The organism is Deefgea chitinilytica (genome assembly GCF_016881405.1).
In the GTDB taxonomy this organism is placed as follows: Bacteria; Pseudomonadota; Gammaproteobacteria; order Burkholderiales; family Chitinibacteraceae; genus Deefgea; species Deefgea chitinilytica.
The window spans coordinates 1,196,542-1,211,305 of record NZ_WOFE01000001.1; the positions used below are offsets into that span (position 1 = coordinate 1,196,542).

11 protein-coding genes are annotated in these 14,764 nt (G+C 48.5%); 8 read left to right on the forward strand and 3 right to left on the reverse strand.

The window, feature by feature from the left end:
* Positions 1–109: 109 nt before the first annotated feature.
* Together GM173_RS05370 and ppsA are read right to left on the reverse strand one after the other, a co-directional pair.
* On the reverse strand, positions 110–1,312 hold the full coding sequence (locus GM173_RS05370) for an aspartate aminotransferase family protein (protein WP_203570271.1): 1,203 nt from the start codon (positions 1,310–1,312) through the stop codon (positions 110–112).
* Positions 1,313–1,516: 204 nt separating this feature from the next.
* Positions 1,517–3,892 (reverse strand): phosphoenolpyruvate synthase, encoded by a 2,376-nt coding sequence (gene ppsA / locus GM173_RS05375; RefSeq protein WP_203570272.1) that lies wholly within the window; start codon positions 3,890–3,892, stop codon positions 1,517–1,519.
* A gap of 137 nt (positions 3,893–4,029) precedes the next feature.
* On the opposite strand from ppsA, the gene ppsR reads away from it, so the two are divergent.
* The 7 genes from ppsR to ypfJ all read left to right on the forward strand — a co-directional run bounded on the left by ppsR (position 4,030) and on the right by ypfJ (position 11,299).
* Positions 4,030–4,848, forward strand: a complete 819-nt coding sequence (ppsR, locus tag GM173_RS05380) for a posphoenolpyruvate synthetase regulatory kinase/phosphorylase PpsR (RefSeq protein WP_203570273.1) — start codon at positions 4,030–4,032, stop codon at positions 4,846–4,848.
* Between the two features lie 138 nt (positions 4,849–4,986).
* Positions 4,987–5,706 carry a septum site-determining protein MinC gene (gene minC, locus GM173_RS05385; RefSeq protein ID WP_203570274.1) on the forward strand — a complete coding sequence of 240 codons (720 nt, stop codon included), beginning with the start codon at positions 4,987–4,989 and terminating at the stop codon, positions 5,704–5,706.
* 35 nt (positions 5,707–5,741) lie between these two features.
* A complete protein-coding gene (gene minD / locus GM173_RS05390) occupies positions 5,742–6,551 on the forward strand; it encodes a septum site-determining protein MinD (protein ID WP_203570275.1) in 810 nt (269 codons plus the stop codon).
* Positions 6,552–6,553: 2 nt separating this feature from the next.
* The gene (gene minE, locus GM173_RS05395; RefSeq protein WP_203570276.1) at positions 6,554–6,817 is read left to right on the forward strand and encodes a cell division topological specificity factor MinE; all 264 of its coding nucleotides are present in this window, start codon (positions 6,554–6,556) and stop codon (positions 6,815–6,817) included.
* A 167-nt stretch (positions 6,818–6,984) separates the two neighbouring features.
* The gene (gene map, locus GM173_RS05400) at positions 6,985–7,794 is read left to right on the forward strand and encodes a type I methionyl aminopeptidase (protein WP_203570277.1); all 810 of its coding nucleotides are present in this window, start codon (positions 6,985–6,987) and stop codon (positions 7,792–7,794) included.
* A 58-nt stretch (positions 7,795–7,852) separates the two neighbouring features.
* On the forward strand, positions 7,853–10,417 hold the full coding sequence (locus GM173_RS05405) for a [protein-PII] uridylyltransferase (RefSeq protein ID WP_203570278.1): 2,565 nt from the start codon (positions 7,853–7,855) through the stop codon (positions 10,415–10,417).
* A 15-nt stretch (positions 10,418–10,432) separates the two neighbouring features.
* A complete protein-coding gene (gene ypfJ, locus GM173_RS05410; RefSeq protein WP_203570279.1) occupies positions 10,433–11,299 on the forward strand; it encodes a KPN_02809 family neutral zinc metallopeptidase in 867 nt (288 codons plus the stop codon).
* A gap of 100 nt (positions 11,300–11,399) precedes the next feature.
* Here ypfJ and trhO read toward each other — a convergent pair whose 3' ends face one another.
* Positions 11,400–12,347 carry an oxygen-dependent tRNA uridine(34) hydroxylase TrhO gene (gene trhO / locus GM173_RS05415; protein ID WP_203570280.1) on the reverse strand — a complete coding sequence of 316 codons (948 nt, stop codon included), beginning with the start codon at positions 12,345–12,347 and terminating at the stop codon, positions 11,400–11,402.
* A gap of 388 nt (positions 12,348–12,735) precedes the next feature.
* Here trhO and GM173_RS05420 point away from each other — a divergent pair, with 388 nt between their 5' ends.
* Positions 12,736–14,577 (forward strand): SEL1-like repeat protein, encoded by a 1,842-nt coding sequence (locus GM173_RS05420; protein ID WP_203570281.1) that lies wholly within the window; start codon positions 12,736–12,738, stop codon positions 14,575–14,577.
* Positions 14,578–14,764 lie beyond the last annotated feature (187 nt).

The window sequence follows — 14,764 nt, forward strand, 5'->3', positions numbered from 1 at the left end:
TATAAGAAGATACACACAAGCAAATTAATAGAGCCTGATTCATCTGCCTCAGCAAGACATAAAAAAACCCGCCAACAAGGGCGGGTTTGATAAACAAACACAAAGAAATTTATGCGACAAATTGGGCAATCGCCGCCTCAAAGCGCGCTAAACCGATACTGATTTCTTCTTCTGCAATCACCAATGAAGGTGCAAAACGCACCACATTAGGCCCGGCCATCAGCACCATCAAGCCATTTTGCGCGGCCAAGCCCAAAATATCTTTCGCCCGATCTTTATACTGCTCAGCCAACACTGCCCCCATCAACAAGCCCATACCCCGTACCTGACTGAATACCTTGTACTTCGCGTTGATTGCAGCAATACCCTCAATAAAAAGGGCGTGCTTTGCTTTTACTCCAGCCAGCGTCTCCGGCGTATTAATCACATCCAAAACAGCAGAAGCGACTGCACACGCCAAGGCATTGCCACCGTAGGTTGTGCCATGTGTACCTGCGACCAGATGCTTGGCGATATCGGCGGTCGTCAACATTGCCCCAATCGGAAAGCCCCCACCTAAACTCTTCGCGCTAGTCAAAATATCCGGAACAACGCCGTATTCTTGGTAAGCAAACAGACTACCCGAACGCCCCATACCGGTTTGCACTTCATCGAAAATCAAAAACGCATTGTGCTGAGTGCATAAATCACGTACGCCTTGCAAGAAAGCCGCGTCTGCTGGCAGCACACCGCCCTCACCTTGAATCGGCTCGATAATCACGCACGCAGTGTCATCATCAATCAGCGCCTTGAGCGCATCCAGATTGTTATATTCAAAGTATTCAATCCCCGTTGGTTTCGGGCCAAAACCGTCGGAATACTTCGGCTGACCACCGACGGTCACCGTAAAAAAGGTGCGACCATGGAAACTATTGAGAGTCGACAGCACTTTGTGTTTTTGTTCGCCAAAGCGCTCAATCGCAGCGCGGCGCGCTAATTTCAGCGCAGCTTCATTCGCTTCAGCGCCTGAGTTACAAAAAAACACTTTGTCGGCAAACGTTGCTGCAACTAATTTTTGCGCCAATTCCAGCGCTGGCTCATTGGTAAACACATTGGACACATGCCACAGTTTATTCGCCTGTGCCATCAAAGCTCCCACCAAAGCGGGATGGCAATGCCCTAGCGAGTTCACCGCGATTCCGCCCGCAAAATCAATGTATTCTTTACCTTCTTGATCCCAAACTCGGCTACCTTCGCCCCGCACCGGAACGAAAGCAGCGGGAGCATAATTAGGTACCATATATTGGTCAAAAGCAGCACGGCTTAATGGCATAACGAGTTCCTATAACTAGTAATAAATGCAATGGCTTGATGATAAACCAAGTACATCGCCGCTAACACAGCGAAAGAGCGCCTTTTCTCAAAAACAATGTTCTTTGTGATGAACAATACGCGCAAGCAGGGATAGCACCAATAATAAAAGCCCAATGCAAATTGGGCTTTTATCGTCGAAATTGTAGTTTTGAAACTGGGCTAGTTACTCACTCTTACCGCCGCGTGCTAAAAATAGCCAAGTTTCGATGACCGTATCTGGGTTCAATGAAATCGTTTCGATCCCCTCTTCCACCAACCACTGCGCAAAATCAGGATGATCCGACGGGCCTTGGCCACAGATACCGACGTATTTGCCGAGTTTACGGCAGGCCTTGATCGACATCGCCAGCATGGCTTTTACCGCTGCATCACGCTCATCAAAACTAGTCGAAACCGGCCCCCCCGAATCGCGGTCAATCCCCAGCGTGAGTTGGGTCATATCATTCGAACCAATCGAGAAACCATCGAAATATTGCAAGAACTGCTCGGCGAGCACCGCATTCGCAGGAATTTCACACATCATAATGACGCGCAAACCATTTTCACCGCGTTTTAAACCATTCCGTTCTAGCAATTCAATCACGCACTCAGCTTCTTTCAAAGTGCGTACAAAAGGAATCATCACTTCAATATTGGTCAAGCCCATTACATCGCGCACTTTCTTCACCGCGCGACATTCGAGCTCGAAACAATCACGGAATGATTTATCAACATAGCGTGCCGCGCCGCGGAAACCAATCATTGGGTTTTCTTCATGCGGCTCGTACTCAGTACCGCCCAGCAAGTTAGCGTATTCATTCGATTTGAAATCGGACAATCGCACGATGACCTTTTTCGGATAAAACGCTGCGCCCAAGGTCGCAATTCCTTCGGCAATCTTATCGATATAAAAATCAATCGCTGAGCGATAACCGGCAATACGCTCTTCCACTTGCGTTTTGAGTGGTTCCGCTAGATTTGGATACGCTAGCAAAGCTTTCGGGTGAATACCAATCATACGATTAATGATAAATTCTAGTCGTGCTAAACCGACACCTTCATTCGGAATCTGGCAAAAATCAAACGCCAGCTCAGGGTTGCCCACATTCATCATAATTTTCACAGGCGGCGTTGGCAGCGTTTGTAAGGCGACATCCATCCGCTCGAATTTGAGCAAGCCTTCATAAATAAAGCCTGCATCGCCCTCCGCGCAGGACACTGTCACCTCATCGCCCTCACACAGCATGTCAGTCGCATCCCCACAGCCAACCACAGCCGGAATACCAAGTTCGCGTGCGATAATCGCCGCATGGCAAGTACGGCCACCGCGATTGGTCACAATTGCCGCAGCGCGCTTCATCACTGGCTCCCAATCGGGATCAGTCATATCCGACACCAAAATATCACCCTCTTGCACCCGTTCCATTTCCGACACATGGCGAATAATTCGCACCTTGCCTTGACCGATTTTTTGACCAATCGCGCGGCCCTCAGTAATGACGCGACTGGTTTCCAACATTCTAAATTTAGTGAGTTTGTCAGAGCCTGACTCTTGCGACTTCACCGTTTCAGGGCGCGCTTGCAAGATATACAGCTTGCCATCAATCCCATCCCGACCCCATTCGACATCCATAGCCCGTTGGTAGTGTTGCTCAATAATGACTGCGTAGCGTGCCAACTCTTCAACTTCAGCATCCGAAATTGAAAACTGATGGCGCTCTGCTTTACTCACTGCCACAGTACGTACCGACTTACCGGCTACTGATTCGGTATCAAATTCCATTTTTAATGCTTTGCCGCCTAAGTGACGGCGCACAATCGCAGGGCGACCTGCTGCCAATGTCGGTTTGTGCACAAAAAACTCATCGGGATTGACCGCACCCTGCACAACCGTTTCACCAAGACCATACGAAGCGGTCACAAACACCACTTGATCAAAACCAGATTCAGTATCAATAGTAAAGAGTACCCCCGCAGCGCCCTTGTCAGACCTGACCATCCGCTGTATACCTGCCGATAGCGCAACTACTTTATGATCAAAGCCTTTATGTACGCGATAAGCAATCGCTCGATCGTTATACAGCGATGCAAACACATGCTTCATCGCATCAACAACGTTTTGGTAACCGACGATATTAAGGAAAGTTTCTTGCTGGCCTGCAAATGAAGCATCGGGCAAATCTTCAGCTGTGGCCGAGGAGCGCACTGCGACGGTGACGTTATCGCCTAATTTGGCGTAATGCTCAGCCATTTCAGCTTCCAGCTGCGCGGGCAATGGCGTTGCCATAATCCAGTCACGGATTTGTTTGCCGACGACGGCTAATTGTTTGACATCGTCCACGTCCAACGTCGCCAAAACGCCATCGATTCGATCGGCCAAGCCTTCATGCGCCAGAAAAACACGATAGGCTTCTGCAGTCGTTGCAAAACCACCCGGCACTCGCACTCCTTTTTCGGTGAGCTGCGAAATCATCTCGCCTAAAGAGGCATTTTTCCCACCCACTTTCTCTACGTCGTGCATGCGTAGCTGAGCAAAATCGAGTACATATTTTTCGGTCATGTGCGAAGGCCCTTAGAATGCTGCATTGCAAAAATAACTGATTCAGTTTAGCTTTTAAACATTAATTGCCAAGTCAGGAATTACCTTTACTGGTTTTCCTGAGGATTGCACGGTATTCTGATTAGACAGGGGGAACTATGCGACGCACTGCCTTTTTTGTATCTGACCGAACCGGGATTACCGCCGAAATTCTTGGGCATTCCTTACTCTCACAATTTGAAGATGTTAACTTCAACCGCATTACTTTACCGTTTGTCGATACCGTACAAAAAGCCGAGGAAGTCGCGCTCGATATTCGCCGTCATGCGGTCATTGATGGCTGTCGCCCGCTGGTTTTTAGCACCATAGTCGATCCGGTTTTACGCAAAAAAATCCTCGTCGAAGACGCATTAACGATTGATTTTTTAGAAAAATTTATTGGCCCACTCGAAGAAGAACTAGGCGTCGAATCGACCCACACCGTAGGACGTTCACATTCAATTGGTAATTTTGAAGAGTACAAAAATCGCATCGACGCAGTGAATTTTTCGATCAATCACGACGACGGCATCATGCCGCGGGATTTGGCCGAAGCGGACTTGATTTTGGTTGGTGTATCGCGCTCAGGCAAAACCCCCACTTGCCTTTATCTAGCCTTACAGTTCGGCATCAAGGCCGCCAACTATCCACTGACCCCGGAAGATTTTGGTCAACACACGCTACCTCGTTTATTACTACCGTATCGCAACAAATTATTTGGCTTAACAATTGACCCTGTTCGTTTGCAACAAATTCGCGAAGAACGCAAACCAGACAGCCGCTATTGCTCATTGGAAACCTGCCAATTTGAAGTTGCCGAAGCCGAAGCCTTGCTACGCCATGTGGGTGTGCCTTATTTGAATACGACCAAAATGTCGATTGAAGAATTATCTACTACCATCATGCACCGCACCGGCATCAAGCGCCGCACCTTCTAAAAATACGCAAAAGCATCGTTCTTGCCGTGTTTTACGATGTTTTTGCGGCAAAAAACCCGCTTACAGATAAACACAGCTTCCTAGCCTAGCTGTGAAACGGTAAACTGCGTTCTTTCGCTGTTGTGACACCTGTAATCTATGACCAGCTTTGCCTATCCTGATGAATCGACAACTGCCTTTGAGTTCAAAAGCACGACAACCAAACTCACGGCTTTTGTTCCTAATACGCTCGAGCCCGAAAAACTCATCCTAGCGCTACAGCAACAGCTAGGTGATGGCGAACATTTTCTGTCTGATGAGCAAATCGCGATTGATTTTAGCCAGCTCAACAGCATTCCATCGGCGATTGAAATCGTTGCGCTCGTCAATCTGCTCCGCCAATTTCAGCTTTACCCCGTTGTTGCACAAGGCGGCAATACTGATCAGCAAGTCGCAGCCAAAGAAGCTGGCTTAGTCGTATTACTCGATAGCGGTATTACACCAGCAACAGCCCCCATAGTTGAAACAATCGCCGCGCCAAGCGCGATGATTATCGACCGCCCTGTACGTACTGGGCAGCAAGTGTATGCCAAAGGCAGCGATTTAATCGTCCTCGCTTTGGTATCGCACGGTGCAGAAGTGATTGCTGACGGCAATATCCATGTTTACGCGCCGCTCCGTGGTCGTGCGCTCGCGGGTGCGCGAGGCGACACCAAAGCGCGTATTTTCACCACCTGCATGGAAGCGGAATTGGTCTCTATTGCCGGCGTGTATCGCTCGCTTGATGAAGACTTACCTGCATCGATTGCCGGTAAGCCAAGCCAGATTTATCTCGATCAAGAAAAACTCGTGATCGAAGCACTGAACCAAATCAATTAAACCCAAACTAATTCATCTTATCCCAGGGGAACTCTGTGGCAAAAATCGTAGTAGTAACATCAGGTAAAGGCGGCGTTGGCAAAACGACCACCAGCGCCAGCTTTGCTTCGGGCTTGGCCTTACGCGGATTCAAAACCGCAGTGATCGACTTTGACGTGGGCCTACGCAATCTTGACTTAATCATGGGTTGCGAGCGCCGCGTGGTATATGACTTTGTGAATGTCATCCAAGGCGAAGCCACATTGCGCCAAGCGCTGATCAAAGACAAAAACTGCGACAATCTATTTGTCTTGCCCGCATCACAAACGCGCGACAAAGATGCCCTTTCAAAAGAAGGTGTCGAGAAAGTCCTCAAAGAACTTGAGCACGATGGCTTTGATTACATCATCTGCGACAGCCCAGCCGGCATTGAAACGGGTGCATTCTTGGCACTTTACTTTGCTGACGAAGCGATTGTCGTCACCAATCCCGAAGTCTCATCCGTGCGCGATTCTGACCGCATCATCGGCATTTTAGACGCCAAATCTAAACGCGCCGAAGACGGTGGCTCAGTCAAAACGCATTTGCTAATTACCCGCTACAGCCCTGCGCGTGTTGAATCAGGTGAAATGCTCTCGCTCGATGACGTACAGCACTTGCTGCGTATTTCATTGATTGGGATTATTCCTGAATCAGAAGCCGTCTTGCAGGCCTCTAATGCAGGTACGCCCGCTATTCATAACACGGGCTCCGATGTTTCCGAGGCGTATAAAGACGTCGTTGCGCGTTTCTTAGGCGAAGAAAAACCAATGCGTTTTATTGAAGTACCTAAGACACCGTTCTGGAAACGGTTGTTTGGAGGTTAAGCATGTCGATTTTGAGTTATTTTTTTGGCGAAAAGAAAAAAACCGCCAATGTCGCGCGTGAACGCTTGCAAATCATTTTGGCGCACGAGCGCGCAGGCCAAAACACGGCACCGGACTACTTACCCCAACTGCAACGTGAACTGCTCGAAGTGATTTCAAAGTACGTCGCCATCAATCCTGATGACATCAAAGTTCAATTAGAACGCAAAGATGATTTCGAAGTATTAGAACTGAACATCGTTTTGCCCGAGCATCACAAACGTTAATTGCAGCAAAAAACACAATCAGAAAGCTCAGCCAAGTGCTGAGCTTTTTTTATTCGCAAATACACCACCGCCGCAAGAACGGACTAGTCAGCCCATGCAATGATATACTTGAGAAAAATCAACATCATTGAGCGGGCGTTTGCCCCTCTATTGCATTTAAGGTTTGTATGACGATCAAAATTAAAACGGCCGAAGAAATTGAAAAAATGCGCGTGGCTGGCCGCCTCGGCAGCGAAGTGCTCGACTACATCACGCCATTTATCAAACCCGGTGTGACCACCGAAGAAATCGACCGCCTATGTCATGACTACATGGTAAACGTGCAGGGTACTATTCCAGCACCATTAAATTACTGCCCTCCTGGCTATATACCCTACCCAAAATCAATTTGCACCTCAGTCAACAATGTGATTTGTCACGGGATTCCGAATGACAAACCACTTAAAAATGGCGACGTGGTGAATTTGGACATCACTGTCATCAAAGACGGCTACCACGGCGACAACAGCCGGATGTTTTTGGTCGGCGACAATGTGGCCACCCACGCCAAACGCCTCTCACAAGTCACCTTTGATTGCATGTGGATTGGCATCGATCAAGTGAAGCCGGGCGCACGTTTGGGTGATATCGGCGCCGCGATCCAAAAATACGCTGAAAAAGCGGGCTACTCTGTAGTTCGTGAATTTTGCGGCCACGGCATCGGCGCAGTGTTTCACGAAGAGCCACAAGTACTGCATTACGGCAAGGCGGGCACTGGCGTTGAGCTCAAACCGGGCATGATTTTCACCATCGAGCCGATGATTAATGCCGGCAAACGTGAAATCAAACAAATGAACGACGGCTGGACCATCGTCACCAAAGACCGCAGCCTGTCAGCGCAATGGGAACACACGATTCTTGTCACCGAAACAGGTTACGAGGTATTGACCGTTTCGGCAGGCACTCCGCCGCGCCCAGAGAAATACCTACTCGCTTAATCTTTACCCTACGCCCTCATTTGAGGGCGTTTTCTTGCCCTTGCCTCCGGAGTTTGTCATGCGCTCGGTTAGTGCTATTCGTGAATCCTACGCCACGGCGAAAAAGGCGATCCAAGAACGCTTTTCTGTGCCAGCAAAGGCAGCGCCATTATTGAATGCCTTGGCTCATTTAACCGATAAAACATTGGTCGAACTCTGGAGCCGCCATGAATTTAGCAATGATGTATTACTCTGTGCTGTAGGCGGTTACGGGCGTGGTGAGCTATACCCTTACTCCGACATTGACTTACTGATTTTATTACCCGATCAACCTAGCCCTGCACTACTGGAAAAGCTCGAAGTCTTAGTCGGCGAGCTCTGGGATATTGGCATTGAAGTTGGCCACTCAGTCCGCACGACCACCGACTGCTTGGCTGAAGCCGAAAAGGACATTACCGTCCAAACCGCCCTACTCGAAACCCGCGTACTCACTGGTGACAAAGAGCGCTTTACGGTCTTTATGGACACCGTGCATCGCCACATCGATCCGAAAGCGTTTTTTGAAGCCAAGCTGATTGAACAACAAGCGCGCTATGGTCGTTTTAAAAACGCAACCTACAAACTGGAACCGAATATCAAAGAAGCGCCGGGAGGCCTGCGGGATTTACATCTAATCGGCTGGATTGCTGCCAGCCAAAGACTCGGTCGTGATTGGCATTCGCTCGCGGCACTGGGCATGCTGACATTTGAAGAAAATCGTAAACTTCGCGAAGCGGAACGCGTACTGCGTACTTATCGCATCGCACTGCATTGGCGCGCCAAACGTCGCGAAGACCGAATTTTATTTGATTACCAACATGTACTCGCCAAAGATTTTGGCTTTGACGACATCTCGACTGCGGGTCGGATTTCACAGCGCGCCAGTGAAGCGCTGATGGCGGAATATTATCTCGCTGCGCGCATCATTACGCAGCTCGTACCCATCTTGCTGCATGCACTGCGCCAGCGGATTTACTCATATTTAAGCAATACCACGCCAATTAACGCGGATTTTTATATTCGTGATGGTCATTTAGCCATCAATGATCCGCAGCTATTTCATAAAAATCCATCGGCGATTTTGGCGCTGTTTTTGCACCTTGAGCAACGCCTTGAAGCCAGCGATATTGCGCCAGAGACCTTGCGCGCGCTGTGGCACGCTCGCGAATTGATTGATGACACATTCCTAGAAAATCCACACAATCGGCAGCTTTTTATCGCACTCTTTCGCGAGCCACGTGGCCTGACGCGCATTTTGCGCCGCATGAATCAATACGGCGTACTCGGCCGCTATATTCCAGAATTTGGCGATATTGTCGGCCGCATGCAGCATGATTTATTCCATGTTTACACCGTCGATGAACACATCCTGATGGTACTGCGTAATATGCGCCGCTTTGCCGTACCCGCATTTACGCATGAATATCCACTCTGCTCAAAGCTGATCGAAGAATTTGAGCATCCTGAAGTGCTGTATTTAGCGGCGCTGTTTCACGACATCGGCAAGGGACGCGGCGGCGATCATTCGCAAATTGGCGAAGACATCACCCGCACTTGGTGCGCTCAACACCCCTTACCGAGTGAAGACGCCGACCTCATTGTCTGGCTGGTGCGCCACCATTTAACGATGTCATCCATCGCCCAAAAGCAAGACGTGTATGACCCTGAGGTCATCACCGAATTTGCAGCGTTAGTCGGCACGCAGCGCCGCCTCAATGCCTTGTACTTACTCACCGTAGCCGATATTCGTGGCACTAGCCCCAAAGTATGGAATGCATGGAAAGCCAAGTTGCTCGAAGATCTGTTTAAAGCAACCCAACGCTTTTTAAATCGAGAAGCGAATCATTCATGGCTGAGCGAACGCCAAACTGAGGCGCTACGCTTGCTGCGCCTATATGGCCTACGCAGTGACGCACACGAAGCCTTTTGGAAACTATTAGACGGTGTGTATTTCCTCAGGCATGACGCTCGCGATATTGCTTGGCATACTCGGATGCTGTTCGGTCGCACTCACGCCGAAGAAACCCTCGTTCGCGCTAAAATTTCCGAATCCGGCGAAGGGCTGCAAGTATTGGTGTACGGCCCAGACCAAACTGATTTATTCGTACAAATCTGCAGTTTTTTTGAGCGCGCGGGTTACTCCATTTTTGATGCACAAATTCATACCACCAACCACGGTTATGCACTGGATACCTTTTACGTCTATATCCCTGATAGTCTGCATACGTCCTACCGTGATCTGATTAATTACGTTGAGTTTGAGTTGGGCGAGCGCATCAATAAAAAAATACCGATTCAAGCCGCGCCAAGCGGGCGGCTTTCTCGGCAGCAAAAGCACTTCCCTGTCAAAACGCATGTGCAAATTCGCGCCGATGAAAAAGGCAAATACCATGTCTTATCGGTTGTCGCTGGCGATCGCCCCGGCTTGTTATCAACGATTGCCCGCATCTTAGCGGCCAATCGTATTGAAATTCAATCAGCCAAAATCATGACCTTGGGCGAGCGTGCTGAGGATAATTTCTTAATTTCTGGGCGGGTGCTCAATGATGACAAAGTCATCAATCAATTAGAAAATGAGCTACTACACGCACTCTCGCCAAAATAAATTCAGGAGCTAAACATGCGTTGGGACAAAATGTCGGAGGACAACAGTAACGTCGAAGACCGCCGCGCTAGTGGCGGTTCAGGCGGACGTGGCGGCAAACTCAGTCTGGCAGGCATCGCCATCGTCGTCGTTATTGGCCTATTAATGGGTAAAAACCCAGTCGAAATACTCGGCATGGTGATGCAATCATCAAATAATGGCGCACCGACTCAGCAAGCAGGGCCAGTCAATACCGCCACCGACAATGATCAAGTCAAATCGCAAGCGGTTAAAACACTGACCGACACCCAAGACACCTGGCATGCTATTTTTCAGCAATCGGGTCAAAGCTATCAAGAGCCAAAAATGGTGCTGTTTCGCAATCGCGTCGACACCGCCTGCGGCAATGCCACCTCGGCCGTTGGTCCTTTTTATTGCCCAGCCGACAGCAAAGTCTATCTCGATTTAGGGTTTTTTGATGAAATGCACAAAAAACTCGGCGCGCCCGGTGACTTTGCGCAAGCTTATGTGATTGCCCATGAAGTCGGCCACCACATCCAAAACCTCACTGGCATTTCCAGCCAAGTTCATCAAAAACAACAGCAACTCTCCAAAGCCAAAGGCAATGCTTTGTCGGTGCGTTTGGAGCTACAAGCCGATTGTTATGCCGGCGTGTGGGGGCATTACGCCGCGAAAAAAGGGCTACTAGAGGCGGGCGACCTAGAAGAGGCACTCACCGCCGCCAACGCGATTGGCGACGACACCCTGCAAAGAAACGCAGGCCACAGCGTGATGCCCGACTCGTTCACGCACGGCACATCAGAACAAAGGATGAAATGGTTTAAACGCGGCATGGACAGCGGCGATGCTGGACAATGTGACACTTTCAACACAACCATCTAGGTATACTATCCCAAGCATTAATTGAAATGGACTATAGTCATATACCCACCACAAAAAAGCCCAAAGTAACTTTGGGCTTTTTTTGGATTTTGTGACGAGTTTACTTTTCTGACTTACCCAACTTGCGCCCCAAAGGGCTAGGCTGTTTGCGCTTTTTTGCCAACTCGATTTGTTTTTGGCGCTCTATCGCGCCTTGACGCGTTTTTTCGCTTAAATTGTCATAGCAATGCGGGCAGCTAATACCGGCCACATACTGCGGCGATTGGCGCTCCTCGGCGGAAACAGGCTGGCGGCAAGCATGACATAACTCATAATCACCTTCGCTTAAATCGTGACGCACCGTGACGCGATTATCGAACACAAAGCAATCACCCTTCCATAGCGTCTCTTCCTGCGGCACTTCTTCCAGGTATTTCAAAATCCCACCTTTCAAGTGGTAGACCTCTTCAAACCCTTCACCGAGCATATAGCTCGATGCTTTCTCGCAGCGAATGCCGCCAGTGCAAAACATCGCCACTTTTTTGTGAACTGCGGGGTCGAAATGCGCTTTTACGTAGTCAGGAAACTCGCGGAACGTTTCGGTCTGCGGATCAATCGCGCGCTCAAACGTACCAATCGCCACTTCATAATCATTCCGTGTGTCGATGACTAATACTTCGGGATCGGAAATAATCGCATTCCAGTCTTTGGGCTCGATGTAGGTGCCAACTTTTTTATTCGGATCAACGCCGGGCACGCCCAAAGTGACGATTTCTTTTTTCAGTTTGACTTTGGTGCGCAAAAACGGCTGCTCGTCGCAATAGGATTCTTTGTGATCCACATTCACCAAGCGCGGATCAGAGCGCAACCACGCCAGCAAGCCATCAATCCCTGCCCGCGTTCCCGCCACCGTGCCATTAATCCCTTCGTTTGCCAGCAACAAGGTGCCGCGCACTTCTAAATCGAGCATGGTTTGCAGCAATGGTTCGCGCAATGCAACGTAATCATCGAGCGTAACAAATTGGTACAGCGCAGCAACAACAATCGCGCCTTCGGTTTGATTTGACATGAATTCTCCAAGTGGTCGCCCGCGTAAAGGGCGGACCGGATTTTTTATTGTGGGAGCGGATTTTACCTGAGCTAGAGCAGGATAAGCGACTGAGGGATAAAGATTTTTTGAAAACGGGCAAGTCAAATGGTAACGCTAACTCATTTTTGTGAGTTGTAAATTCAGCCAACAGGCGCAAGCTCTATTTGCGCGACTAAACTTATCCAGTAAGCTTGTGTACTTTGTTATAGATCTTACAGTGACTGAGTTCGGCCAACAACAGACTCTGACACTCAATAATTTTGAGGTAAATGAGCATCTGCAATGACTCCAATTGCAGGCACTCAAATTTTGTCGCGAGCGCCAGCTCCTCGTCAAAATCCGACCAAATCAGCTTTGGTGTTCAATTGTGAAAATAAATAAATTCATTTTTATTTCTACTTTGTCCTTATCCATATTTTCGGCAAATGCCGCTCAGATGGCTGATGTTATCACTGCATACAACAACAAAAACTATGAACAGGCACTTGTTGAGTTTAAGAAGTTCGCGAGAACTGGCAACCCAGTAGCGCAACGTTATCTTGGTTTGATGCATGAAGATGGCAAAGGGGTAATCGAGAATGCAGCGCTTGCAGCCAGTTGGTATCGCAAAGCAGCTGACAACGAAGATATTGAAGCTCAATTTAGGCTTGCTGAACTTTACAGACTCGGCCACGGCGTGCCACAAGATGAACGCTATGCAGCGATTTGGTACCGTAAGGCCGCCGATAAAGGCCATGTGCCCGCACTCATTCAACTAAAAAAAATACCTTATGCATTTGTAGGTAATGCACAAGACAAAAAACAAGTTGTGACTTGGTATCGTCAAATTGCCGAGCAAGGCAGCATTACCGCGCAAATAGAGATGGGAGACTTATACACGCTGGGTGATGGGCCTCGCCGCGCAGAAGGCATCCGAAGTGACGACGGGCAAGCTCTAGCTTGGTATCAGAAAGCTGCTGAGCAAGGTAATGCCGCAGCACAAGTGAAGCTAGGTCTGATTTATGAGAATGACTCAGAGGTACCTAGTAATCAAGTTAAAGCCATGTTTTGGTATCGAAAGGCCGCTGAACAAGGGGATGCAGAGGGGCAATTTAAACTAGGTAGTAGCTACCACTCTAAGTGGGCAAACGCCATGTTATCCCCAGAAAAATTGAAGGAGCCAGACGATTTAGTGCAAGCCGTTCATTGGTATAAAAAAGCGGCCATGCAAAATTATATTGAAGCGCAAAATCAGCTAGGCATTATATATACAAGGGGCGATTTGCCTGATGAGAATGCTCAAGCAGAATATTGGTTTCGTAAAGCCGCAGAACAAGGTGATGATGAAGCTCAAGCAAAGATTGGAGCCATGTATATGCTTGGTCGCGGAGTGCCGAAAGATGATACTTTGGCCATATATTGGCTAAAAAAATCGGCGACCCAAAATAATAGCTCCGCACAACTTATGCTGGCCGACAAGTATATGAAGGGTAAAGGCGTAACTAAAGACGAAGTTCAAGCGGCATACTGGTATCAGCAAGTTGCTACTCGGATGGATTCGAGCAGGGTTCAGTTAATTTTGGCTGATATGTATATGAATGGGCGGGGAGTAGAAAAAAACCTCGAGCAAGCTATTGCTTGGTACCGAAAAGCCGCTGGCACAAGTTGCGTTGCTGCTAGTTGTCTTGAAGCTCAATCTAAACTTAGCGATTTGTATAAAGAAGGGCACGGGGTGCCGCAGAATTTTACTCAAGCTAAGAGCTTGCATAGCAAAGCGGTTACTCAAGGAGGTAATGAGGCTTCGCTCAAACTCAAAGAAATAGCTAGCTCCTTGGCTAGCACATCTTCCAAGCAAGAGCTGCCATACATCAAAGAGGCTGAGCAAGGCAATCCAGTTGCACAATTCAATCTAGCTACTTTATATGATACAGGCGAAGTGCTTGCTCAGAATGATACTCAGGCAATGATATGGTATCGAAAAGCAGCTGAACAAGGGCATGCAAAAGCGCAATTTAAACTTGGTACTATGTATATGAAAGGGCGTGGCGCATCACCAAATGATACCAACGCTGCTAATTGGTTTATCAAATCAGCAGAGCAAGGTGACGTTGAAGCTCAAGTTATGCTCAGCATGCTCTATGTAATTGGGCTGGGCGTACCCATAGATAAAGAGCGAGCAGAGTTTTGGCATCGAAAGGCAAGCAATCGCGATTCAACGGAAATAAAATAATCCATAAGTGGTTGCAAAAGTCACTGGTCAGCCTAAAAGAATTTATGCGTATTCCGATGTGCTATCGCACCACCTAAACTAACCTTGTTGGCTGCTATATATCTACACAAACGATGGTTTTTGCAATAAGCAATAGTCCGCTTCTGATTGCGAACGACAGCTTAACCATGTTACCTGCCACTCATTG